Source organism: Streptomyces sp. NPDC048002 (assembly GCF_040653275.1).
Lineage (GTDB): Bacteria > Actinomycetota > Actinomycetes > Streptomycetales > Streptomycetaceae > Streptomyces.
Genome location: NZ_JBEZNL010000058.1, coordinates 1 through 23,448 on the forward strand (window position 1 = coordinate 1; position 23,448 = coordinate 23,448).

The window sequence follows — 23,448 nt, forward strand, 5'->3', positions numbered from 1 at the left end:
GCCCACCCCCCCCGCCACGCCCCCGCCCCCCCGCGGCGCGCGCCCGGTCTCCCGCCGGTTGTTCCGGGGTCGGGGGGCCCCCCCCCCGCGACGCGGGCTGGTCGGCTCGACGCGCGGGCTAGTCGGCTCGGCGCGCGGGCCGGCCGGCCGCGTCCAGGCGGGTCTGGGCGCTGTCCAGCAGCATCTCCAGGGCCGTGGGGTAGGCGCTGGTGACCATGCGGGTGGCGAGCAGGGGGGCCGCTTCCGCGATGCGGGGGTGGGTGGTGCGGGGCAGCCGCGCGTACGTGGAGCGCCACATCTCCTCGTCGGCGTGGAGCGCGGCGGAGGGCAGCGCCAGCGAGGCCGCGTCCAGGGCGGCGAAGGCGAGCGTCTGGTCGATGAAGGCGTGGTAGACGCGCACGGTCTCGGCCAGCGGGAACCCGGCCGAGCGCAACACGTCGAGCACGGCCTCGTCGACGGCGAGTTCGTTGGCCCGGCCGGTGACCCGGCTGGTGGTGAGCAGGGCCGCCTGCGGATGGGCGAGGTAGGCGGCGTGGATCCGCAGCCCGACCGCGGTGAGGTCCGCCCGCCACCGGCCCGTGGGCCGCCAGCCGTGCAGGGCCTGGCCGATGAGCGCGTCGCCGATGGCGAGGGTAAGGTCGTCCATGCTGCGGAAATAGCGGTAGAGGGTGCTCGGGTCGGCATCCAGGGCCAGTCCCAGCCGGCGTGCGGTCAGACCGGTACTGCCGTGTTCGCGCAGCAACCGCAGCGCGGTGTCCACGATCAGCGCCTCGGACAGCACCGTGCCGCTCTTCGTCGGACGCCGTCGGCGCCGCTTCTCCTCGGGAACCACCGGCTTCGGCACACGCACTCCCGTCTTATGCCAACGCCATTGACCTTACTCCCCGCGCGGGCGTTGTATCTCCACCAGGGCCCCTCGTTCCTCCACCTCCGACAGGGAGTTCTCGTCATGCGTGTTCTGCTCGTGGGCGCCGGCGGTGTCGGTACCGCCGTGACCCGGATCGCCGCCCGCCGCCCGTTCTTCGAGGCGATGGTGGTCGCCGACTACGACCCCGCCCGGGCCGAGGCGGCCGCCGCCTTCGTCGACGACCCGCGGTTCCTGGCCGAGCGCGTCGACGCCGGCGACGAGGCGGCGGTGACCGCGCTGCTGCGCCGGCACTCCTGCGACGTGCTGCTCAACGCCACCGACCCGCGCTTCGTGATGCCCCTGTTCCGGGCCGCGCGGTCGGCCGGCGCCACCTATGTCGACATGGCGATGTCCCTTTCCCGCCCGCACGCGGAGCGCCCGTACGCCGAGTGCGGGGTCAAGCTCGGCGACGAGCAGTTCGCCGAGGCCGAGGAGTGGGCGAAGGAGGGCCGTCTGGCCCTGGTCGGCATGGGCGTGGAGCCCGGCCTGTCGGACGTCTTCGCCCGGCACGCCGCCGACGAACTCTTCGACGAGATCGAGGAGATCGGAGTCCGCGACGGCGCCAATCTCAGCGTCGAGGGCTACGACTTCGCGCCCTCGTTCAGCATCTGGACGACGATCGAGGAGTGCCTGAACCCGCCCGTCGTGTACGAGGCCGGGCGGGGCTGGTTCACCACCGAACCCTTCAGCGAACCCGAGGTGTTCGACTTCCCCGAGGGCATCGGCCCGGTGGAGTGCGTGAACGTGGAGCACGAGGAGGTGCTGCTCGTGCCGCGCTGGGTCGAGGCGCGCCGCGTCACCTTCAAGTACGGCCTGGGCGAGGAGTTCATCAGCACGCTGAAGACCCTGAACCTGCTGGGCCTGGACCGCACGGAGCCGGTGACCGTGCCGGGCCCGGACGGGCCGGTGCGGGTCTCCCCCCGCGACGTGGTCGCCGCCTGTCTGCCCGACCCGGCCACGCTGGGCGACCGGATGCGCGGCAAGACCTGCGCGGGCACCTGGGTGCGCGGCGTGAAGGACGGCGCACCGAGGGAGGTGTACCTCTATCACGTGGTCGACAACGAGTGGTCGATGGCGGAGTACGGCAGCCAGGCCGTGGTCTGGCAGACGGCGGTCAACCCGGTCGTCGCGCTCGAACTCCTCGCCACGGATGCCTGGTCGGGATCCGGGGTACTCGGTCCGGAGGCGTTCCCGGCCCGCCCGTTCCTGGATCTGCTGACCGCGTACGGCTCCCCCTGGGGCATGCGCGAGCAGTGATCCCTCCCGACTCGGAACTCGCCGGTTTCACTCCCGTATCGACAGGTCACCCGAAGGGGAGTAAAGCATCCGAAAGGGCACGAACTACTGGGAGTGCAGGTGACTTCGATGGACGACTGGCGTGACTCCGCCGTATGCCGTGACGAGGATCCCGACCTCTTCTTCCCGATCGGGACCTCCGGGCCGGCCCTGTTGCAGACCGTGCAGGCGAAGGCCGTCTGCGGGCGCTGTCCGGTGCGGGAACACTGTCTGGACTGGGCGTTGGAGACCCGTCAGACGGTCGGCGTGTGGGGCGGCACCAGCGAGGGCGAACGACTCGCCCTGCTCCGGCGGGCGTCCGCACGCCGCAGTGCCGGCTGAGGCCGCCGGAGGAACCGGAGGGGCCCGACCATGAGCATCCGTATCCGCCGCGTGCAGGAACCGCCCGAACCGGCGGACGGCACGCGTGTGTTGATCGACCGGCTGTGGCCGCGCGGGGTGTCGAAGGCGGCGGCCGCTCTGGACGAGTGGCCCAAGGCGATCACGCCCTCGACCGAGCTGCGCCGCTGGTACCACGCGGGCGAGGGCACGTACGAGGAGTTCGCCCGCCGGTACGAGGCGGAGCTGTCCGCCCCGGAGGCCGTCGAACTTCTCGCTCATGTGCGGGAGTTGGCGAGCGAGGGCCCACTGACCCTGGTGACGGCCGTGAAGACGCCCGAGCGGAGTCACGCGAGTGTCCTCGCCCGGCTGCTGGGCGGCTGAGGAGGAAGGGCCCGGCCGTCGGCGGCCGGGCCCTTCCGTCGTACCGGGGGCTCAGGCCGTCTGCTGGGCGGCCGCCCGGCCCGCCGCGCGGCCGGAGAAGAGGCAGCCGCCGAGGAAGGTGCCCTCCAGGGCGTTGTAGCCGTGGACACCGCCGCCGCCGAAGCCGGCCACCTCACCGGCCGCGTACAGGCCCTCGACGGGAGAGCCGTCGGCGCCCAGCGCGCGGGAGTCGAGGTCGGTCTGGATGCCGCCGAGGGTCTTGCGGGTGAGGATGTGCAGCTTGACGCCGATCAGCGGGCCCGCGGCGGGGTCGAGGACGCGGTGCGGGGTGGCGACCCGGCCGAGGCGATCGCCGATGTAGCGGCGGGCGTTGCGGATGCCCTGGATCTGGGCGTCCTTGCTGTAGGTGTTGGCGAGTTGGAGGTCGCGGGCCTCGATCTGGCGGCGCACCTCGGCGGCGTCGAGCAGCGGCTTGTCGGTCAGCCCGTTCATCTTCTCCACGAGCTGCTCCAGGTTGGGGGCGGTGACGAAGTCGGCCCCCTGGCGCAGGAAGGCGTCGACCGGGCCGGGCGCGCCCTTGCCGAGCACCCGCTCCTTCAGGAACGCCGCCCGGTCCTTGGCGGTGATGTCGGGGTTCTGCTCGGAGCCGGAGAGCGCGAACTCCTTCTCGATGATCTTCTGGGTGAGGATGAACCAGGAGTGGTCGTGTCCGGCGATGTCCTCGGTGGTGCGCAGGTGCTTGAGGGTGCCGAGGGTGTCGTAGCCGGGCAGGCACGGGTCGGGCAGGCGGCGGCCCAGCGCGTCGAACCACATCGAGGACGGGCCGGGCAGGATGCGGATGCCGTGGCCGGGCCAGATCGGGTCCCAGTTCTGGATGCCCTCGGTGTAGTGCCACATGCGGTCGCGGTTGACGAGGCGCACGCCGGCCGCGGCGCTGATGTCGAGCATGCGGCCGTCGACGTAGGCGGGGACGCCGGTGACCATGCGAGCGGGCGGGGTGCCGAGGCGCTCGGGCCAGTAGCGGCGGACGATGTCGTGGTCGGCGCCGATGCCGCCGCTGGTGACGACGACGGCCTGCGCGGTGAGTTCGAACTCGCCCACGGCCTCGCGGCTGGACTTCACACCCCGGGCGGAGTTGTCGTCGGCGAGGAGGGTGCCGCGCACGCCCTTGGTCCGGCCCTCCTCGATGACGAGTTCGTCGACCCGGTGGCGGTGGTGGAAGGTCAGCAGCCCGTCGCGCGCCGCCTGCCGGGCGTACTCGACGAAGGGCTCGACCACGCCGGTGCCGGTGCCCCAGGCGATGTGGAAGCGGGGCACGGAGTTGCCGTGGCCGTGCGCCCTGAGGTCGCCGCGCTCGGCCCAGCCGACGGTGGGCAGGAACCTGATGCCGTGGCCCTGGAGCCAGGACCGCTTCTCCCCGGCCGCGAACTCGACGTAGGCGCGCGCCCAGCGCACCGACCAGGAGTCCTCGTCGTCCTCGCGGTCGAAGCCGGCGCTGCCCTGCCAGTCGTTCCAGGCCAGTTCGAAGGAGTCCTTGATCTTCAGGCGGCGCTGTTCCGGGGAGTCGACGAGGAACAGCCCGCCGAAGGACCAGAAGGCCTGTCCGCCGAGGTTGTTGGCGTTCTCCTGGTCCAGCAGGGCTACCCGGCGCCCCCGGCTGGTGAGTTCGTGTGCGGCGACCAGGCCCGCGAGGCCCGCTCCGACGACGATGACGTCGGCATCCATGCGACCGTTCCCTTCCTCGGTGGGGGTGTTCCTCAGTGGGGGTGTTCCTCAGTGGGGGGTGCCGCTGCCGTCGGTCAGCAGGGCGGTGAGCAGTTGCTTGAGCCAGGCGCGGGCGCCGTCGACGTCCTTGTCCAGCAGCAGTTGGGTGGTGACTCCGTCGTACGCGGCGACGACCGCGTGGGCCGCGCCGTCACCGTCGCCGAGGACGGCGGGCAGCGCGGTGTGCCCGGTGGCGCGGGCGAGACGGTCGGCGATGGCGGCGCGCAGCCGCTCGCGGTGTTCCAGCAGGCTCCGCGCGACGGCCGGGTCCCGGGCGGCGTGGACCAGGAAGTCGGTCTTCACCAGGAGCCAGTCCACGTCGAGCAGCAGCACCTCGGTGACCCGGTCCACGGAGGCCGGCACGTCCAGGTCGGGGCCGTCCGACGCCAGCGCCCCCGCGACCTGTTCGGCGATCAGGTCGGCGCGCTGCCGGTAGAGGGCGAAGAACAGCTCGTCCAGGCTGTCGAAGTTGGAGTAGAAGGCGCCCCGGCTGTATCCGGCCGCCTCGCAGACCTCCTCGATGGAGACCCGGCCGAAGCCCTTGGCGGCGAAGACCTCGAACGCGGCGTCGAGCAGATTGGCGCGCGTCCGCACGCGACGCCTGGTCACCCGGCCCGTCGTTCGCTCCGCCATCCTGACCGCCCCTCGATCGCCCCTCGTTCGATACGGGAATGTATCCGATACACCAGTGCATCGAAAGGGCCACGACGCACACTTTCCGGCCACCGGAGAGGATGGGAACAGATTTTCGATTCAGGAGTACGCTGGTCCCATGACCACGCACCTCCAGGGCTCCCTCTTCGACCAGACGGACCACCTGGGACTCGGCGACCTCCACGGGATCCGCCGGACCGAACTGGGCCGCGGCGCCTGGATCGACGTGCTGCCCGGCTGGCTGAGCGGCTCCGACCTCCTGTTCGAACAGCTGGCCGCCGAGGTCCCCTGGCGCGCCGAGCGCCGGACGATGTACGACCAGGTGGTCGACGTACCGCGGCTGCTCGCCTTCTACGGCGCGGACGACCCGCTGCCGCATCCCGTGCTGGACGAGGCGCGGGCCGCGCTCTCGGCGCACTACGCGGGGGAACTGGGCGAGCCCTTCACCACGGCCGGGCTGTGCCACTACCGCGACGGACGCGACAGCGTCGCCTGGCACGGCGACCGGATCGGACGGGGCGCCCGCGAGGACACCATGGTCGCGATCCTCTCGGTGGGCGCGCCCCGGGACCTGCTGCTGCGGCCGGTGGGCGGCGGGGACACCGTGCGCCGCCCGCTCGGCCACGGCGACCTGATCGTGATGGGCGGCTCCTGCCAGCGGACGTGGGAGCACGCGATCCCCAAGTCGACGCGTGCGGCGGGGCCGCGCATCAGCGTCCAGTTCCGGCCGCACGGCGTGCAGTGAGCCCGGCGCCGGACCCCCGGGGCCCACGGCTCTGGTTGGCTGTCCGCGACGGGCATCCCCCAGCGGACGGCGGGACCATCATGCGGGCACGGGCACGGGCACGGGTACGGGTACGGGTACGGCAGGTCGCCGACGGCACCTTTCTGGTGCACGGTTCCGACACCAACTGGGTCGTGCTCGCCGAGGGGGACGCGCTGACCCTGGTCGACACCGGGTACCGGGGCGACCGGCAGCACCTGCTCGCCTCCCTCGCCGAGGTGGGCGGCGGGCCGGAGTCGGTGGTGGCCGTGCTCGTCACCCACGCGCACAACGACCATGTGGGCTCGGCCGAGTTCCTTCGGGCGGCGCACGGCACGCCGGTGCTGCTGCACGAGGCGGAGGTGCCGCACGCGCGGCGCGAGTTCCTGCACCAGGTGACGGCCGCCCGGGTCCTGCGCAACGCCCGGCGTCCGGGGGTCCTGCCGTGGGCGCTGCGGGCGGTCCGCTCCGGCGGCACCGCGCACCTCCCGGTCACCGCACCGCGGGCGTTCCCGACGGGGGCCCCGCTGGACCTGCCGGGGCGGCCGGTCCCCGTGCACACCCCCGGGCACACCGGCGGCCACTGCGCCTTCCACCTCCCGGACGTCGGCGCGCTGATCTCGGGGGACGCGCTGGTCAGCGGCCATCCGACGTCCCGGGTCGAGGGGCCGCAGCTGCTGCCGGACATGTTCCACCACCGGCGGGCCGAAGCCCTCGCCTCCCTCGACGTGCTCGCCGCACTCGACGGCGACCTGCTGCTGCCCGGCCACGGCCCCGCCCACCGCGGTCCACTGGGTGAATCGGCTCTTCAGGCACGCGAACGGGCCGTCTAGGGTGAGCTGACGATCACCGGCGAGACGAGGACACCCGCCCATGGCCCTGCAGATCAGCGCGACCAACCCGGAGCACCCCGCGCTCCTGCTGGAGCTGCCCTGGCACCTGCCGCTGGAGGAGTGGCCGGAGCACCACCTCGTACCGCTGCCGCGCGGCATCTCCCGGCACGTCGTCCGCTACGCGCGAGCCGGCGCCGAGGTCATCGCGGTGAAGGAGCTGGCCGAGCGCCCGGCGCTGCGCGAGTACGAACTCCTGCGCGACCTGGACCGGCTGGGCATCCCGGCGGTGGACCCGCTCGCCGTGGTCACCGGACGCCTCGACGCCGACGGGGCACCCCTGGAGTCGGTGCTGGTCACCCGGCACCTCGGCGGTTCACTGCCGTACCGGTCGATGTTCGAGACGACGATGCGTCCGGCGACCATGCACCGGCTGATGGACGCCCTGGCCGTGCTGCTGGTGCGGCTGCACCTGGCCGGGTTCGCCTGGGGCGACTGCTCGCTGTCCAACACGCTCTTCCGGCGCGACGCCGGCGCCTACGCCGCCTACCTGGTCGACGCCGAGACCGGCGACCTGCACCCGCGGCTGAGCGACGGTCAGCGCGACTACGACCTGGACCTGGCCCGGGTCAACATCAGCGGTGAGCTGCTGGATCTGGAGGCGTCCGGGGCGCTGCACCCCTCGGTGGACCCGATCGAGTTCGGCACCGAGATCTGCGCCCGCTACCACGGCCTGTGGCAGGAGCTGACCCGCACCTCGGTCTACCCGGCCGGCAAGTACCACTACATCGAGCGGCGCATCCGCCGCCTCAACGACCTCGGCTTCGACGTCGCCGAGATGCAGATCGAGCACTCGTCGAACGGTCACACCGTCACCTTCGTGCCCAAGGTCGTCGACGCCGGCCACCACCAGCGGCAGCTGCTGCGGCTGACCGGCCTGGACACCGAGGAGAACCAGGCCCGGCGGCTGCTGAACGACCTGGAGAGCTGGATGGCCACCCAGGACGACTACGCCCCGGGCGACCCCCTGGCGGCCCGCCCCGAGGTGCTCGCGCACCGGTGGGTCCGGGACGTCTTCCGCCCCACCGTGCGCGAGGTCCCGCTCGACGTGCGCGGCTCGATGGACCCGGCGGAGATCTACCACGAGCTGCTGGAGCACCGCTGGTACCTGTCCGAGCGCGCGCAGCACGACATCGGGCTGGACACGGCCGTGGCGGACTACGTCAGCAACATCCTCCCCAAGGCCCGCGAGACGCTCCAGCCCGTGTCGGAGGAGGCGGGCTGAGTCAGGACGCGGGCGGCACCACGGCCACCGGGCACTCGGAGTGGTGCAGCACCCCGTGCGCGACCGAGCCGATGCGGGCGCCCACGGCCGTACGGCGGGCGCGGCGGCCGACGACCATCAGCTGCGCGCGCCGGGCGACCGAGAGCAGCACCTGTCCGGCGCTGCCCATCTCGACGTGCTCCACGACCGGCACCTCGGGGAACCGCTCGCGCCACGGCTGCACCGCGGAGGCCAGCGCCTTCCGCTCGTACGGTTCGAGACCGCCCGCGTCGTCCAGCAGCTTCAGGGAGGAGGGGCTGTAGGCGAACAGCGGGGGCAGCGTCCAGGCGCGGACGGCCCGGACGGCGGCCCCGCGCGCGGCGGCCGTCTCGAAGGCGAACCGCAGGACGGCCTCGCTGTCCTCCGGCTCGCCCTGCTGGCCGACGACGATCTCGTGCCCGGCGACCTCGGCGGACGGCTGGTCCCCGGCGCGCACCAGGACGACCGGGCGTTCGGCCTCCACGATCACCTGCTGTCCCACGGAACCGAGCAGGAAGCCGACCACGGCTCCGTGCCCGCGCGACCCGAGGACCAGCGTCTCGGCGTCCACCGCGGCGGCGACCAGCGTGTCGACGGCACCGCCCTCGGCGGCGTCGACGGACACCTCCAGACCGGAGTGGCGCTCGCGGACCTCCCGGGCGGCCTGCTCCACCGCCTCCCGGGCCCACTCGGCCTGCTGGTCCGGACCGGCCTCGGCCAGCGTCTCGATGGACTGGAACCGCCAGGCGTGCACCACGCGCAGCGCCAGTCCGCGCCGGACCGCCTCGCGGGCCGCCCACCCGAGGGCGGCCGCGCTCTCCTCGGTACCGTCGAATCCTGCCGTGATCGGGCGCGTCATTGCGGGTGCCTCCCTGCTTGGCGGTCCTGTCCGTCGCACCCAGTCTTCACTACGTCCGCCCGTGCGCCGGTCCCAGGCGGGCCCGGCCGCCGTCCAGGGTGAGGGCCAGGCCCGCCTCGGTGACCTCCACGGTGGTCGCGGTCAGCCCCAACGGGTAGTCCCGCGGGGCGCGTTCGGCGAGCGCCCGTTCGATCCGCCCGGTGAGCGCCTCGGGTGCGGGACGGCCCAGGACGCTGACGCTCTCCAACTCCAGGGCCAGCCTGCCGTCCTGGAGCGCGGGGCGCAGCACGGCCCGGCCGAGCCCGCCCTGGAGACCGAGGGTGACGGTCCCCGCCGGTTCGTCGAGGCGCACCTCGGTCACCGGCAGCCCCTCGGGCGCGGCCGCCCGCAGTGAGGCGGCGGGGATCTCCACCTCGGCGTGGGTGCGGTCGACCGTGCCGGAACGCCCGCCGGTCAGCCGCAGGCCGGTGACACGGGCCCGTACCGCGACGTCCGGGAGGCGGCCCAGCGTGGCGTGTTCGCCGGTGACGGTCACCGCGTCCAGGCGCCGGTCGAACAGGTCGAGCAGCGCCGGTCCGCCTTCCACCTCGATCTCGCCGCCCTCGCCGAGCATCCGTTCGGCCGCGGCGGAGAGCCGGTCGTGCAGCAGCGCGCGGGCGGTGAACTCGGCGGCGGCGAGGGCCGACAGGACGAGGGCGAGCGTCACCGCGGCGACCGTGGCGGTGCGGTGCCGCCGGACGCGGGCGAGGTTCATCGCCGCTCCGCGGGGACCGGGGCCGGTGCGGGCGCGGTGGCGGGGCCCTCGGCCGGGCCCTCGGGGTCGAGATGCGGCAGGAGCCGGTCCAGCCGGGCGGGCAGCCACCAGTTGGCGCGGCCCAGCAGGTACATGGTGGCGGGCACCAGGACGAGCCGTACGACGGTGGCGTCGAGGACCACGCTGACGCCCAGGCCCAGGGCCAGCATCTTGATCACGACGTCGGTGGAGAGCAGGAAGGCCAGGAAGACGCTGGTCATGATGAGCGCGGCGCAGGTGATGACGCGAGCGGTCCCGGCCAGCCCGGCGGCGACGCTGGTGTGGTTGTCGCGGGTGCGCAGCCAGGACTCGCGGACCCGGGACAGCAGGAAGACCTCGTAGTCCATGGAGAGGCCGAAGACGATCGCGAACATCATCATCGGGACGTACGACTCGACGGGGACGGGCTCGTCCACGCCGAGCAGGGAGCCGCCCCAGCCCCATTGGAAGACGGCGACGACGACGCCGTAGGACGCCGCGATGGAGAGCAGGTTGAGCACGGCGGCCTTGAGCGCGACGACGGGGCTGCGGAAGACGGTCAGCAGGAGCAGGAAGGCCGCCGCGACCACGACCGCGACGATCACCGGCAGCCGGTCGGCCATCACGTCCCGGAAGGTCAGCTGGGCCGCGGTCACGCCGGTGACGTGCCCCTCGGCGCCCGAGCCGGCGAGGGTCTCGGGCAGGGTGTCCTCGGTGAGGCGGTGCATCAGGTCCGAGGTGGCCTCCTCCTGGGGGCCGGTGTCCGGGGTGACGGTGGCGATCAGCAGGGCGCCGTCGTCGGTGGCGGCGGGGGTGCCGACCCGGTCGACGCCCGGGGTCGCGGCCAGTGCCCGGTGCAGGGAGGCGGAGAGCGCGGCCGGGTCGGCCCGGGTCCCTTCCAGGTCGACGACCACGGTGAACTGGCCGTTCCGGCCCGGCCCGAAGCCGTCGGCGATCAGGTCGTGGGCGCGCCGGTCGGTGTAGCTCGTCGGGTCGGAACCGTGGTCCACGTGACCGAGGCGCAGGGAGGCGGCGGGGATCGCGAGGACGCCCAGGACCAGCGTGCCCACGGCGAGGAAGAGCCAGGGGCGGCGCCCCACGGTGGCCGCCCAGCGGTGCCAGGTGTCTGCGGTGCCGCTCGGCTCGTGGACCGGGGTGCGCACCCGGAGGCGGTCGATCCGCCGGCCCAGGAGGCCGAGGAGCGCGGGGCCCAGGGTGAGCGCGGCGACGGCGGCGACCAGGACGGTCAGCGCGGCGGCGGCGCCGAGCGTGCCGATGAACGTGACCCCGGACGCGTACAGCCCGCCCAGGGCGAGGGCGACGGTCGCCGCGGCCACGACGACCGCGCGGCCACTGGTGGCCACGGCCCGGCCGGCCGCCTCGGCGGGGTCGTCGAGGTCGTCCAGGAGCCGCCGGTGACGGGTGATCAGGAAGAGGGTGTAGTCGATGCCGACGCCCAGGCCCATCATCGTGGCCAGGGTGGGCGCCGCGTTGCCGAAGGTGAACACGGCGGCGAGCAGCCCGAGCAGGGAGAGGCCCGTCAGCAGTGCCACGACGGCGGTCAGCAGGGGCAGTCCGGCGGCGGCCAGGCTGCCGAACCCGGCCAGCAGGACGACCACGGCGGTGACGAGTCCGATCCCCTCCGACAGCAGGTGCCCCGACTCGGGGCGCGCCGCCTGTCCCAGCGGGCCGCCGTACTCGACCTGGAGGCCGTCGGCGCGCAGTCCGCGCACGGCGTCGTCGACACCGTCCAGGTACGCGTCGTCGAAGCGGACCGGGCTCGCGGTGAAGCGGACGGTGACGATGCCGGTGGTGCCGTCGGCGGAGACCGCTCCGGGCGTGCCGAGCGGATCGCTCACCGAGATGACCTCGGGCAGCCGCTCCAGTGCGGCCACTGCGGTGTCCACGGCACGCTCGTGGCCGTCGAGGGGTTCACCGCCGGTGTGCAGCACGACGGTCGAGGCGGAGCCGCGGACGGCGTCGGACCCGTGCTCCTCCAGCAGGTCGGCGCCGGTCTGAGCGGAGGTGCCGGGGAGCGCGAAGTCGTCGTCGAAGCCGCCGCCCCGGGCGCGGTCGGCGCCGAGGGCGGTGAGCAGCACGAGCAGCCAGGCGGCGACGACCCACCACGGGCGTCGTGCGCACCCGCGGCCGAGCCGGTGCAGAAGTCCGGGGCGCGCCCGGTGTGGTGCGGGGGTTGTGGTCATGGGTCTGTTCCGGTCGGGCCCCGAGGGGCGGAAACGTTCTCACCCGGCCGCCGTCCGGGCCGGGTCGTACGGGTGACGGCGCGGGCGGGTCGTAAGGGTGACGGCGCGGCCGGGTCGTAAGGGTGACGGCGCGGCCGGGTCGTAAGGGTGGCTGTGCGGGCGGGTCGTAAGGGTGGCTGTGCGGGCGGGTCGTAAGGGTGGCTGTGCGGGCGGGTGACGGCGCGGGCGGGTCGCACGGGTGGCTGTGCGGCCGGGTCGCACGAGTGCGGTAGAGCCGGGTCGTAAGGGTGGCTGCGCGGCCGGGTCGTACGGGTGACGGAGCGGGCGGTCCCACGAGTGACGGCGCGGGCGGGTCGTAAGGGTGGCTGCGCGGCCGGGTCGCACGAGTCACGGCTGGGCGGGGTCGTGAGGGTGGCGGCGCGGCCTGGTCAGTCCGCGTGCCAGAAGTCGGCGCGTCGCTCGGCCCAGCGCCGGACGCCTTCGCCGTAGGCGCCGGAGAGCGCCTTGTCCCGGATCTCGCCGGCGCGTTCGCGGCGCTCGGCGGCGGAGAGACCGCGCAACTCCCGCAGGTCGTCCCGGAGTTCCTCCGGGAGGGCCTGGAAGCGGCGCCGAAGCTCCGCGAGGCGCGGCTCCGCCGACAGCGGTGTGCCGGCCACCGCGGTCGCCGGGGCGGCGGCCCCGGCGACGGCGGTGCCGTCCGCCCAGGGCGCCGACCACACGAGCGCGGTCACGGCGGCGGCCGTGACGGCGGCCGCCGTGGCGGTGCGGGTACGGCGGGACGGAGTGGTGCCGTCGCGGTGCATGGGGTCCTCCCCTTGATCGGTTGCGGTGCCAGCCTGGCCGGGGCGTGCGAGGACGGGGTTCGGCGCGTGTTCGGGGCGTGTAAGGGCTCGGGGCCGGGGTCCCCGGGCGCGGCGCGCGGCGGTTAGCATCGGCAGCCCGGTCCGGGAAGAGAGAGGCGCATGGCGGAGAACAAGGGGCTCGTCCTGGTCGTCGAGGACGAACACAACATCGCCGACCTCCAGCGCCGCTACCTGAGCCGGGAGGGCTTCGGGGTGCACGTCGAGTCCGACGGCGACGCGGCCCTGGCCGCCGCCCGCAGGATGCGCCCCGCGGCGATCGTGCTGGACATCGCGCTGCCCGGCACCGACGGCATGGAGGTCTGCCGACGGCTGCGCGCGGAGGGCGACTGGACGCCCGTGCTGTTCGTGACGGCCCGCGACGAGGTCACCGACCGCGTCCTCGGCCTGGAACTCGGCGGCGACGACTACCTGACCAAGCCCTTCTCCCCGCAGGAACTGGTCGCGCGGGTCAAGAGCCTGCTGCGGCGCGCCGCCGGGCCCGGGACCGACCCGGTGCGCCGGGTCGGACGCCTCGCGCTGGACACCGGGCGGCGCACCCTGCACGTCGACGGTGAGCCGGTGGAGCTGACGACCACCGAGTTCAACCTGCTCGCCTTCCTGATGCACCACCCCGGCCAGGTCTTCGCCCGCGAGCAGCTGCTCGCGCAGGTGTGGGGGTACGCCGGGTACCGGGACACCCGGGTGATGGACGTCTACGTCTCCCAGTTGCGCGCGAAACTCGGCGACGCGAGCCCCCTGCGCACGGTGCGCGGGGTCGGCTACGGCGTCACCGACCCCGGCCGATGACCGGCGCGGGGCGCCGTCGCGGGTCCCTGGCGGGCGGCATCGTGCTGCTCACCACCACCGTGGCGCTGGTCGCCGTGCTGCTGACCGGCCTGTTCTCCTGGCGGATGATCCGCACCAGCGCGGAGGCCCAGGAGCGCGACCAGCTGACCCGGCAGGCGGAGGTGATGGCCCGCACCCCGCCGCTGGCCGGGTGGATGCTGCGCCGGCAGGAACGCATCGCCGGGCCCGAGCACCTCCGGCTCGCCCTGGTCGACCCCTCCGGCCGCGTGGAGGGGCCCGCCGCCGCGGTCGTCGACGACTCCCTGCGTGCGGCACTGCTGGCCGGTGACACGGTCTCGGCCACCGCCCGGCTCGACGGAGGGACCGTGCTGGTGGAGGGGGTTCCGACGGCGACGGGCGGCGGTCTGGTGCTGACCCAGCCGATGAGCGCCGTGGACGAGGCCAGCGACCGCACCCGCGGGGCCCTGGTCGTTCCGCTGGTCCTGGGCCTGGCGGGCGCGGCGCTGGCGGGGGCGCTGCTGGGCCGGCGGCTGGCCCGCCCGCTGGTCTCGGCGGCGCGGACCGCGCACCGGCTGTCGGAGGGCGAGCGCGGACTGACGGTGCCCGCGGCGGGGCCCGCCGAACTGGTGGAGCTGGCCGGGGCGCTGAACAGCCTGGACGCGGCGCTGGCCCGCAGCGAGAACCGGCAGCGGGAGTTCCTGCTCTCGGTGTCCCACGAGATCCGCACCCCTCTCACGACGGTGCGCGGCTACGCCGAGGCGCTCGCCGACGAGGTCGTCGCGGGCGAGGAGGTACCGGAGGCCGGGCGCATCCTGCGGACCGAGATCGAGCGGCTCGAACGGTTCGTGGGGGATCTGCTCGCCCTGGCCCGTCTGGAGGCCGACGACTTCCGCCTCGACATCACCGAGGTCGACCTGGACGAGCTGGTCGCGGAGGCGGCCACGGCCTGGTCGGCGCGGTGCGCGGGGCACGGTGTGGAGTTCCGGGTCGAGCGTCCGGGCGGTCCGCTGACCGTGACGACTGACGGATTCCGGGTACGGCAGCTCGTCGACGGCCTCGCGGAGAACGCCCTGCGGGTCACCCCGGCCGGCGAGCCCCTCGTGCTCGCCCTGTACGCGGACGGGTCCGGCGCCCGGATCGAGATCCGCGACTCCGGACCCGGGCTGTCCGAGCAGGACGTGGCGGTCGCCTTCGAGCGCGGCGTCCTGGCCGACCGCTACCGGGGGGTGCGGGCCGTGGGCAGCGGTCTGGGCCTGGCCATCGCGCACCGGCTGACCACCCGGCTCGGGGGCACCGTCACGGCGGCGGGCGACGCGCCGGAGGGCGGCGCCCGCTTCACGGTGCGCCTGCCTCGGCACCCGGGTCCTTACACGGCCCGTACACAGGGCTGACACCGTCGTCGCCCGGGGCCGTCACGCTGCTCCCCACCACTCGGCGAGATGAAGGGCGGGGCCTCGATGTCCACCTTTGACGGACCGGTCGCGGTCCTGCGGTCACTGCTCCGCGGCGGCACGTCGACCCGTACGCCTCAGGGCGACGAGCGCGTGATGCCGCGGCGGCTGCGCGCGGACCTGGACCGGGCCCTCGCCCTGCCCGAGGGTGCCGTCCGCCGCGCGGCGGTGGACCGCGTCGTACGGGGCATCGAGGCCGGCGCGTACGGGCGCGGCTTCCGGCACCGGCGTCCGGCCCCGGGTGCGGCGCCGGAGGCCTGACGGACCGGTCAGCGGGCGCGCAGGGCCGCGAGCGCGGTGGCGAGGTCCGCCGGGCGGGGGCGGTTGTGCGGCAGCCGGGCGAGTACGGCCGCCATGCCGCAGGTGTTGGTGAGGGCGGAGAAGACCAGGCCGCCCGCGATGCCCGCCGACAGCAGCTGGAAGGCCGGGTGCACCAGGAGGCCGAGCAGCAGGCCCACGAGGACGAGGGTCCCGGCGGTCAGCCGCACCTGGCGTTCCCTGCCCCACCCGGCACGGGCCTGGCCGGGCTCGGGCGTGTGCAGGTCGTGCCCCTACGCCGCCCAGGCGCCGGTGCCGCCCGCGAGCGTGGCCGTCGGGATCCCGTGCCCGGCGAGCAGCTTGCAGGCGTTCTCCGAGCGGGCGCCGGAGGCGCACACGAGGAGCAGGTCCCCGCGCTCGGCGGCGTGCCGGATCTCGGGCAGGGCGCGGTCGATGTGGTCCAGCGGGATGTTCACGGCGCCGGGCACGTGGCCCGCGCGGAACTCGCCGGGGGTGCGCACGTCGATGACGACGAGGTCGTCGAGCCGGGCGCGGGCCTGGCCGGTGCCGGCGGGGCCCATGTGGGCGTAGTAGGCGGGGATGTCGTCCAGTCCCGCCAGCAGGTCGGCGACGAAGGTGTCCACGTCCCGGGTGAGGGCCTCGTTGGAGACCTTCTCGGCGCCGATGGTGGTGTCGCTCCCTTCGGCGGGGCGGGCCGAGCAGAAGCTGCCGAAGCCGTGGGTGGGGAGCACGGCCGTCGTGTCGGGCAGCTCGGCGGCGAGCCGGTGGGCGGAGGCGTGCTGGGCGCGGGCGAGCCGCTCGGTCAGCCGGGGCTCGACCAGGTCGGGGCGGCCGACGGTGCCGATGAGCAGCGAGCCGCCGGTGAAGACCGCGACCGCGGTGCCGTGCTCCTCCAGGACGTAGGAGGTGTGGTGCGGGGTGTGGCCGGGGGTGGCCAGGGCGCGCAGGGTCAGTCCCGCGTCGGCGTCGACCGGGGTGCGGTCGCCGTCGCGCACAGGCGTTCGGGCGAAGGAGACGCGGGCCGCGGCGGGCACCAGGTAGGCGGCGCCGACGACCCGGGCCAGCTCGGGCCCGCCGGTCACGTAGTCGTTGTGCAGGTGGGTCTCCACCACGTGCGCTATCCGCACCCCGCGGCGTACCGCCGCCTCGATCACCCGGTCGACGTCGCGGGGCGGATCCACCACGACGGCCGTGCGGCCGCCGCCCGCGAGATGGCTCCGGTTGCCGAGCCCCGCCACCTCGATCGTGTCGACGAAGAACACGACACGCTCCCTTCCGGTCGCCAGCCCGAGAAGTACCCCGGGGGGTATGTCTTCGACCGTAGCACGAGTACCCCCGGGGGTATCTCTTGAGGCGGGGGGACGCACTCGGCAGGGAGGCGGGGTCCCGGTCGGACGACGGCCGAACCCGGGCGAGGCGGAACGATCGAACATACGATGGCCACAGTCGGCACGGCGGCGGTCGTCCCGTGCCGGAACACCGGAACCTCTCGGGGTGGGAGACGTATGGCACAGGCCGCCGAATCCGCGCGGACCGTCATCCTGACCGTGGACGACGACCCGGGAGTCTCCCGGGCCGTGGCCCGGGACCTGCGACGGCGCTACGGCGAGTCGTACCGCGTCGTGCGCGCCGAGTCCGGCGAGTCGGCGCTGGAGGCGCTGCGCGAACTGAAGCTCCGCGGCGACCTGGTGGCCGTGATCCTCGCCGACTACCGGATGCCGCAGATGAACGGCATCGAGTTCCTCGAACGCGCCATGGACATCCATCCCGGCGCCCGGCGCATCCTGCTCACCGCGTACGCCGACACCAGCGCGGCCATCGACGCCATCAACGTCGTCGACCTCGACCACTACCTCCTCAAGCCCTGGGACCCGCCGGAGGAGAAGCTCTACCCGGTCCTGGACGACCTGCTGGAGGCGTGGCGGTGCAGTGACTACCGGCCGGTGCCCGCCACCAAGGTGGTCGGCCACCGCTGGTCGGCCCGCTCCTCGGACGTACGGGAGTTCCTCGCCCGCAACCAGGTGCCCTACCGCTGGTACTCCGCCGAAGAGCCCGAGGGCCGGCGACTGCTGGCGGCGGCCGGACAGGACGGCCGACGACTGCCCCTGGTCATCACCTCCGAGGGCACCGCGCTGGTCGAGCCGGACGTGCCGGAACTCGCCTCGCACGTCGGCCTCGCCACCACCCCGACCGCCGACTTCTACGACCTGGTCGTCATCGGCGGCGGCCCGGCCGGGCTCGGGGCCGCGGTGTACGGCGCCTCCGAGGGGCTGCGGACGGTTCTGGTCGAGCGGTCGGCGACCGGCGGACAGGCCGGGCAGAGCTCACGCATCGAGAACTACCTCGGCTTCCCCGACGGCGTCTCCGGCGCCCAGCTCACCGACCGGGCCCGCCGCCAGGCCGCCAAGTTCGGCGCCGAGGTCCTCACCGCCCGCGAGGTCACCGGACTGGAGGTCAGCGGCGCCGCGCGCGTCGTCCGCTTCTCCGACGGCTCCGCCATCGCCGCGCACAGCGTGATCCTGGCGACCGGGGTGTCCTACCGCCAGCTCCAGGCGCCCGGCTGCGCCGAACTGACCAGCTGTGGCGTCTTCTACGGCTCCGCGCTGACCGAGGCGCCCTCCTGCCAGGGCCACGACGTCTACATCGTGGGCGGCGCCAACTCCGCCGGGCAGGCCGCGATGTACCTGTCCAGGGGCGCCAAGTCGGTGACCCTGCTGGTGCGCGGCCCGGATCTGTCGGCGTCGATGTCGCACTACCTCATCCAGCAGATCAACGAGGCGCCCAACATCTCCGTCCGCCCGCGCACGGTCGTGGAGTCCGCGCACGGCGACGGCCACCTCGAACAGCTCACCCTGCGCGACGCCGAGACCGGCGACACCGAACTCGTCGACGCCCAGTGGCTGTTCGTCTTCATCGGCGCGGCCCCGCTGACCGACTGGCTGTCCGACACGGTGCTGCGCGACGACCGGGGGTTCATCCTCGCCGGACCCGACCTCACCCCCGACGGACGGCCGCCCGCGGACTGGGAGTTGGACCGGCCGCCGTACCACCTGGAGACCAGTCTGCCCGGCGTGTTCGTGGCCGGCGACGCGCGCTCGGAGTCCGCCAAGCGGGTCGCGTCCGCCGTCGGAGAGGGAGCCATGGCCGTGATGCTCGTCCACCGTTACCTGGAGCAGTCGTGAGCGGCCGCCCGGTGCCGTGCAGCCCCGCCGAGATCGGCTCGCTGTTCCTGTTCGAGAAGCTCACCCCCGAGCAGCTCGGCAGGCTGTGCGCGGAGGGCCGGGTCGAGCGCTTCGAGCCGGGACCGGTGTACGCCGAGGGCGAACCGGCCACCTGCTTCTACGTCATGGTCGAGGGCACCGTGGTGCTGTCCCGCCGGGTCGGCGGCGACGACGTGGAGGTGACCCGCACCTCGCAGCGCGGGGTCTACTCGGGGTCCATGCAGGCCTACCTCGGCGACCGGGCGCGGCAGGTCTACAACAACTCCATGCGGGTGACGGAACCGACGCGCTTCTTCGTGCTGCCCGCCGACACCTTCGCGGCCATCATGCAGGAGTGGTTCCCGATGGCGGTGCATCTGCTGGAGGGGCTGTTCTTCGGCTCGAAGGCTACCCAGCAGGTCATCGGCCAGCGTGAACGGCTGCTGGCGCTGGGCTCGTTGTCCGCCGGCCTGACCCATGAGCTGAACAACCCGGCGGCGGCGGCCGTGCGGGCCACCGCCACCCTGCGCGAGCGGGTGGCGAAGATGCGGCACAAGCTGGCGATGATCGCCGCCGGCCCCTATCCGCGGGAGAGCCTCGCCGGGCTCATCGAGATCCAGGAACGGACCGCCGAACGCGTCGGCAAGGCGCCCTCGCTCAGCCCGCTGGAGGCCGCCGACCGGGAGGACGCGCTCAGCGACTGGTTCGACGACCACGACATCCCGGACGGCTGGCGGCTCGCCCCGACCTTCGTGCAGGCCGGGCTGGACGTCGACTGGCTGGACCAGGTGGCGGCGACCGTGGAGCCGGACGTGCTGCCCGGCGCGATCGGCTGGCTCAACTACACGGTCGAGACCGAGCTGTTGATGGACGAGATCGCGGACTCCACCACACGGATCTCCCATCTGGTCGACGCGGCCAAGCAGTACTCCCAGCTCGACCGGGCCCCGTTCCGCGACGCCGACGTGCACGAACTCCTCGACAGCACCCTGCTGATGCTCGCCGGCAAGATCGGCCCGCGGATCAAGGTGGTCAAGGAGTACGACCGCTCCCTGCCGGAGATCCCCGCCTACCCGGCGGAGCTGAACCAGGTGTGGACGAACCTCATCGACAACGCGGTCGCCGCCGTCAACGCCGCCGGCGGCGAGGGCACGCTGACCGTGCGGACGGCACGCGACCACGACCGGCTGCTGGTGGAGTTCCGGGACACCGGCGTGGGCGTCCCGCCGGAGATCCGGGGGCGGATCTTCGACCCCTTCTTCACCACCAAACCCGTCGGCGAGGGAACCGGGCTCGGTCTGGACATCTCGTGGCGGATCGTGGTCAACAAGCACCACGGCACGCTCCAGGTCGAGTCCGAACCGGGCGACACCCGTTTCCAGGTGCTGCTTCCGCTCACCGCCGCCGAGGACGACACCACCGAGGAGACCGTATGACCGGCCACGAGGGAATCGACCCCGCCGTCCCCCCGAGCGGCGCCGGGTGCGTCGACTGCGACGCGGCCGGGGGGTGGTGGTTCCATCTGCGCCGCTGCGCCCGCTGCGGGCACGTCGGATGCTGCGACTCCTCGCCCGCCAAGCACGCCACCGCCCACTTCAAGGAGACCGGGCACGCCGTGGTGCAGAGCTACGAACCCGGCGAGGAGTGGTTCTGGGACTACGAGACGTCCGAACTGTACGAGTCCGGCCCGGAGTTGGCGCCTCCGGCCAGTCATCCGGCGGACCAGCCCTCGCCGGGCCCCGCGGGCCGGGTGCCGGACGACTGGGCGCAGGTGCTGCGGGGCGCCTGACCTCGGTGTCCCGGCCCCCGGACCACCGCTCCGGGTGTCGGTGCCGCGTGCCAGGATGGGGAGGTGCCCGAGATCATGTCATCCCCTCCCCTGGTCGGCCGGGACCAGGAACTCGCCCGGCTCCTAGGTGTGCTGGAGCGGGCCCGCGCCGGTGAGGCCCGGTCCGTGCTCCTCGCCGGGGACGCCGGGGTCGGCAAGACACGGGTGCTGGACGAGGTGGCGGCGCGGGCCGCGCGGGACGGGATGACCGTCCTGACCGGTCACTGCGTCGATCTCGGCGACGTCGGGCTGCCGTACCTGCCGTTCACCGAGGTGCTCGGGGTGCTCGCCGGGGATCCGCGGTTCGCCCCGCTGCTGGAGCGGCACCCCGTGGTCGACCGGATGCTCGGCGGCGGCGCGGAGGCCGCCCGGGACTCCCGGCTCCAGCTGTTCGAGGGCGTGGCCGGGCTGCTCGCCGACCTGGCCCGGACGGCCCCCCTGCTGCTGGTCCTGGAGGACCTGCACTGGGCCGACCAGTCCTCCCGCGACCTGCTGCGCTTCCTGCTCAGCCGGGGTGTGCTGCACCGCCCCGCGGGCGGCGTGGCGGTCCTGGCCTCCTACCGCGCGGACGATCTGCACCGCCGCCATCCGCTGCGCCCCCTGCTCGCGGAACTGGTGCGGCTCCCCGCGGTCGACCGCCTCGAACTGCGGCCGCTCGCCGACGCCGAGGTGACCCGGCTGGTGCGGGCGCTCCAGGAGCGCCCGCTGCCGGAGACCACGGTCCGCCGGATCGTGGAGCGGGCCGAGGGCAACGCCTTCTACGCCGAGGAGCTCCTCGCGGCCACGGACACCGAGGCCGGCGGGGTGCCGAGCGGGCTCGCGGACGTCCTGCTGATCCGTTTCGAGCAGCTCTCCGACACCGCCCAGCAGGTGCTGCGCACGGCGGCGGTGGCCGGGCGGCGCGTCGAGCACGACCTGCTGCGGGAGGCCGTGGATCTGCCCGAGGGTGACCTGGAGGCGGCGCTGCGCGAGTCCCTGGGACGGCAGTTGCTCGTTCCCGGGCGGGACGACACCTACTCCTTCCGGCACGCCCTCGCCCGCGAGGCGGTCTACGCCGATCTGCTGCCCGGCGAACGGGCCAGGCTGCACGGCGCGTTCGCCCGGCTGCTCGCCGAGGGACCCCACCGCGCCGACACGGCCGCCGAGCGGGCCCACCACTACCGCGAGAGCCACGACCTGCCCATGGCCCTCACCGCCTCCCTGGAGGCGGCCGACCACGCCCGCCGGGTGGGCGCGCCCGCCGAGGAACTGCGGCACCTGGAGGCCGTCCTGGACCTGTGGCCGTCCGTCGACCCGTCGGCGCGCCCCTCGCACGAGGGCGGCGACCGGGTGTCCCTCACCCTGCGCGCCTCCTCGGCGGCGGCGCACGCCGGTGCCGCGCACCGCGCGGTCGCGCTGACCAGGGCCGCTCTCGCCGGGGTCGACCAGGAGGCGGACTCGGAACTGGCCGCGCGGGTCCGCTACACCCTCGCCGGCAACCTGATCACCGTCGACAACCTGAGCGCGGCCTACGCCCACAGCAGCGAGGCGCTCGCCCTGATCCCCGCCGAGCCCGCGACGCCGACCTGGGTGTGGGCGGCGGCCACCCATGTCCTGGCGGCCCGTCAGGTCGGTGAGCGGGACACGGCGTTGCGGGTGGCCCGACAGGCGCTCGTGGTGGCCGAACGACTGGAGGTCACCGACGCGCGGGCCGATCTGCTGATCTCCCTGGCGATCCTGGAGGGCGGCGGCCGAAGCAGCCCCGAGGGCCGGGAGCGGCTGCGGCAGGCCCGGGACCTGGCCCGCAGTTCGGGCAACGCCCCGGTGGAACTGCGCGCCCTGTACAGCCTCGCGATCGGCGCGTACGAGGCGGGTGAGCTGGACGAGTGCCTTCCGCTGCTGACCGAGGGCCTGGACCGGGCCGGGCGCGCGGGGCTGCTGTCCTCGGTGTATCCGCTGGAGATGCGCTACCTGCGGCTGCTGGTGCTGTACACGCTGGGACGCTGGGACGAGTGCCTGAGCACCTCGAAGGCGGACGGTGACGCCCTTCCGGCGGCCGGCGTCTACACCTCGGGGCCGGCCTGGTACGTGTCGCTGGCGCGCGGCGGACTCGTCGAGGACGACGGGCCGCGGGCGCTGCTGGAGGGGCCCTTCGACTGGATGGGCACGCTGGTCGCGGGCATCGTGCGGACCGACGCGGCCGCCCTGGCGGGCGACGCGGAGACGGCGGTCGAGCGGATGCGGACCACCGTGGAGGCGCTCACCGACGACACGGGGGTACGGCCGGACGTGACGGTGCGGCTGACCGCGCTCGCCCTGTCCGCCGTCGCGGACCGGGCCGCGGAGCTGCGGACGGCCGGTGACGAGGCCGGGGCCGCGCACTGGGCGGGGATCGCGTCCGAACTGCTCGGTACGGCGAGGGAGTCGGCGGAGCGGGGCAAGGACCGGGAGCCGCAGGGCCCGGAGGGCATGGCGTGGCTGGCGCGGGCCGAGGCCGAGGCGCTGCGCGCCACGTCGGGGCCGGACCCGGAGGCCTGGGCGAGGGCGGTCGCCGCGTTCGACTACGGCGACCCCTACGAACTGGCGCGCTGCCGGTTCCGGCTAGCGGAGGCCCTGCTGACGGCCGATCGGCGGGCGGAGGCCGCCGTGGAGGCCGCGGCGGTCCGGGAGACGGCCGTGCGGCTCGGCGCGCCGCCGCTGCTGGAGCGCGTCGACGCGCTGATCCGCCGGGGCCGCCTCGCCGACCGGCCGTCGGCGGCGGCAACGGCGGACCGACCCTCGCCGCTCACCGCGCGCGAGCAGGACGTGCTGCGGCTGCTCGCCCGGGGCCGCAGCAACCGGCAGATCGGCGAGGAACTCTTCATCAGCGGCAAGACGGCGAGCGTCCACGTCTCCAACATCCTCGCCAAGCTGGGGGCCGCGAGCCGGGGCGAGGCCGTGGCCGTCGCCTACCGCGAGGGGCTGATCAGCGCGGAGCCGACCGCCTCCGGCTGACCCGCCGCGCCTGA

22 protein-coding genes are annotated in these 23,448 nt (G+C 74.2%); 13 read left to right on the forward strand and 9 right to left on the reverse strand.

Annotated features, from left to right (window positions below; translation table 11 throughout):
* Positions 1-118 precede the first annotated feature (118 nt).
* Entirely contained in the window at positions 119-844 is a 726-nt protein-coding gene (locus AB0E07_RS37550; RefSeq protein WP_362262256.1) for a TetR/AcrR family transcriptional regulator, read from the reverse strand.
* A 105-nt stretch (positions 845-949) separates the two neighbouring features.
* On the opposite strand from AB0E07_RS37550, the gene AB0E07_RS37555 reads away from it, so the two are divergent.
* The 3 genes from AB0E07_RS37555 (at position 950) to AB0E07_RS37565 (ending at position 2,905) form a co-directional block, all read left to right on the forward strand.
* Entirely contained in the window at positions 950-2,164 is a 1,215-nt protein-coding gene (locus tag AB0E07_RS37555) for a saccharopine dehydrogenase C-terminal domain-containing protein (protein ID WP_362262259.1), read from the forward strand.
* 108 nt (positions 2,165-2,272) lie between these two features.
* Positions 2,273-2,524, forward strand: a complete 252-nt coding sequence (locus AB0E07_RS37560; RefSeq protein ID WP_362262261.1) for a WhiB family transcriptional regulator — start codon at positions 2,273-2,275, stop codon at positions 2,522-2,524.
* Between the two features lie 30 nt (positions 2,525-2,554).
* A complete protein-coding gene (locus AB0E07_RS37565; protein ID WP_362262264.1) occupies positions 2,555-2,905 on the forward strand; it encodes a DUF488 family protein in 351 nt (116 codons plus the stop codon).
* Between the two features lie 51 nt (positions 2,906-2,956).
* Here AB0E07_RS37565 and AB0E07_RS37570 read toward each other — a convergent pair whose 3' ends face one another.
* Positions 2,957-4,630 carry an FAD-binding dehydrogenase gene (locus tag AB0E07_RS37570; protein ID WP_362262267.1) on the reverse strand — a complete coding sequence of 558 codons (1,674 nt, stop codon included), beginning with the start codon at positions 4,628-4,630 and terminating at the stop codon, positions 2,957-2,959.
* Between the two features lie 48 nt (positions 4,631-4,678).
* Positions 4,679-5,302: a TetR/AcrR family transcriptional regulator gene (locus tag AB0E07_RS37575; protein ID WP_362262270.1), complete on the reverse strand. Its 624-nt coding sequence runs from the start codon at positions 5,300-5,302 to the stop codon at positions 4,679-4,681.
* A 139-nt stretch (positions 5,303-5,441) separates the two neighbouring features.
* On the opposite strand from AB0E07_RS37575, the gene AB0E07_RS37580 reads away from it, so the two are divergent.
* The 3 genes from AB0E07_RS37580 to AB0E07_RS37590 all read left to right on the forward strand — a co-directional run bounded on the left by AB0E07_RS37580 (position 5,442) and on the right by AB0E07_RS37590 (position 8,201).
* On the forward strand, positions 5,442-6,068 hold the full coding sequence (locus AB0E07_RS37580) for an alpha-ketoglutarate-dependent dioxygenase AlkB (protein ID WP_362262273.1): 627 nt from the start codon (positions 5,442-5,444) through the stop codon (positions 6,066-6,068).
* Positions 6,069-6,148: 80 nt separating this feature from the next.
* The gene (locus AB0E07_RS37585; RefSeq protein ID WP_362262275.1) at positions 6,149-6,919 is read left to right on the forward strand and encodes an MBL fold metallo-hydrolase; all 771 of its coding nucleotides are present in this window, start codon (positions 6,149-6,151) and stop codon (positions 6,917-6,919) included.
* Positions 6,920-6,959: 40 nt separating this feature from the next.
* Positions 6,960-8,201, forward strand: coding sequence for a DUF4032 domain-containing protein (locus AB0E07_RS37590; protein ID WP_362262277.1), 1,242 nt, complete (start codon positions 6,960-6,962; stop codon positions 8,199-8,201).
* Between the two features lies 1 nt (position 8,202).
* On the opposite strand, the gene AB0E07_RS37595 is transcribed toward AB0E07_RS37590, so the two are convergent.
* The 4 genes from AB0E07_RS37595 to AB0E07_RS37610 form a co-directional block, all read right to left on the reverse strand.
* On the reverse strand, positions 8,203-9,078 hold the full coding sequence (locus tag AB0E07_RS37595; RefSeq protein WP_362262280.1) for a universal stress protein: 876 nt from the start codon (positions 9,076-9,078) through the stop codon (positions 8,203-8,205).
* Positions 9,079-9,127: 49 nt separating this feature from the next.
* Positions 9,128-9,832, reverse strand: a complete 705-nt coding sequence (locus tag AB0E07_RS37600; protein WP_362262282.1) for an LmeA family phospholipid-binding protein — start codon at positions 9,830-9,832, stop codon at positions 9,128-9,130.
* Entirely contained in the window at positions 9,829-12,054 is a 2,226-nt protein-coding gene (locus AB0E07_RS37605; protein ID WP_362262285.1) for an MMPL family transporter, read from the reverse strand. The genes AB0E07_RS37600 and AB0E07_RS37605 overlap by 4 nt, the downstream gene beginning before the upstream one ends.
* A gap of 428 nt (positions 12,055-12,482) precedes the next feature.
* A complete protein-coding gene (locus AB0E07_RS37610) occupies positions 12,483-12,857 on the reverse strand; it encodes a hypothetical protein (RefSeq protein ID WP_362262287.1) in 375 nt (124 codons plus the stop codon).
* Between the two features lie 159 nt (positions 12,858-13,016).
* Between AB0E07_RS37610 and AB0E07_RS37615 the strand changes: the two genes are divergently transcribed.
* The 3 genes from AB0E07_RS37615 to AB0E07_RS37625 all read left to right on the forward strand — a co-directional run bounded on the left by AB0E07_RS37615 (position 13,017) and on the right by AB0E07_RS37625 (position 15,415).
* The gene (locus AB0E07_RS37615) at positions 13,017-13,703 is read left to right on the forward strand and encodes a response regulator transcription factor (protein WP_362262289.1); all 687 of its coding nucleotides are present in this window, start codon (positions 13,017-13,019) and stop codon (positions 13,701-13,703) included.
* Positions 13,700-15,094: a HAMP domain-containing sensor histidine kinase gene (locus AB0E07_RS37620; RefSeq protein ID WP_362262292.1), complete on the forward strand. Its 1,395-nt coding sequence runs from the start codon at positions 13,700-13,702 to the stop codon at positions 15,092-15,094. The genes AB0E07_RS37615 and AB0E07_RS37620 overlap by 4 nt, the downstream gene beginning before the upstream one ends.
* A 66-nt stretch (positions 15,095-15,160) precedes the next feature.
* Positions 15,161-15,415: a hypothetical protein gene (locus AB0E07_RS37625; protein WP_362262295.1), complete on the forward strand. Its 255-nt coding sequence runs from the start codon at positions 15,161-15,163 to the stop codon at positions 15,413-15,415.
* Positions 15,416-15,423: 8 nt separating this feature from the next.
* Here the strand turns inward: AB0E07_RS37625 and AB0E07_RS37630 are convergent, their stop codons facing one another.
* Together AB0E07_RS37630 and AB0E07_RS37635 are read right to left on the reverse strand one after the other, a co-directional pair.
* Positions 15,424-15,642 (reverse strand): YgaP-like transmembrane domain, encoded by a 219-nt coding sequence (locus tag AB0E07_RS37630; protein WP_362262298.1) that lies wholly within the window; start codon positions 15,640-15,642, stop codon positions 15,424-15,426.
* A gap of 63 nt (positions 15,643-15,705) precedes the next feature.
* The gene (locus AB0E07_RS37635) at positions 15,706-16,695 is read right to left on the reverse strand and encodes an MBL fold metallo-hydrolase (protein ID WP_362262301.1); all 990 of its coding nucleotides are present in this window, start codon (positions 16,693-16,695) and stop codon (positions 15,706-15,708) included.
* Between the two features lie 243 nt (positions 16,696-16,938).
* Here AB0E07_RS37635 and AB0E07_RS37640 point away from each other — a divergent pair, with 243 nt between their 5' ends.
* The 4 genes from AB0E07_RS37640 (at position 16,939) to AB0E07_RS37655 (ending at position 23,434) form a co-directional block, all read left to right on the forward strand.
* A complete protein-coding gene (locus AB0E07_RS37640) occupies positions 16,939-18,615 on the forward strand; it encodes an FAD-dependent oxidoreductase (RefSeq protein ID WP_362262304.1) in 1,677 nt (558 codons plus the stop codon).
* Positions 18,612-20,069: an ATP-binding protein gene (locus tag AB0E07_RS37645; protein WP_362262307.1), complete on the forward strand. Its 1,458-nt coding sequence runs from the start codon at positions 18,612-18,614 to the stop codon at positions 20,067-20,069. Before AB0E07_RS37640 ends, AB0E07_RS37645 begins: the two co-directional genes overlap by 4 nt.
* Positions 20,066-20,422 (forward strand): UBP-type zinc finger domain-containing protein, encoded by a 357-nt coding sequence (locus tag AB0E07_RS37650; RefSeq protein WP_362262310.1) that lies wholly within the window; start codon positions 20,066-20,068, stop codon positions 20,420-20,422. Before AB0E07_RS37645 ends, AB0E07_RS37650 begins: the two co-directional genes overlap by 4 nt.
* Before the next feature lie 63 nt (positions 20,423-20,485).
* The gene (locus AB0E07_RS37655; protein WP_362262313.1) at positions 20,486-23,434 is read left to right on the forward strand and encodes an AAA family ATPase; all 2,949 of its coding nucleotides are present in this window, start codon (positions 20,486-20,488) and stop codon (positions 23,432-23,434) included.
* Positions 23,435-23,448 lie beyond the last annotated feature (14 nt).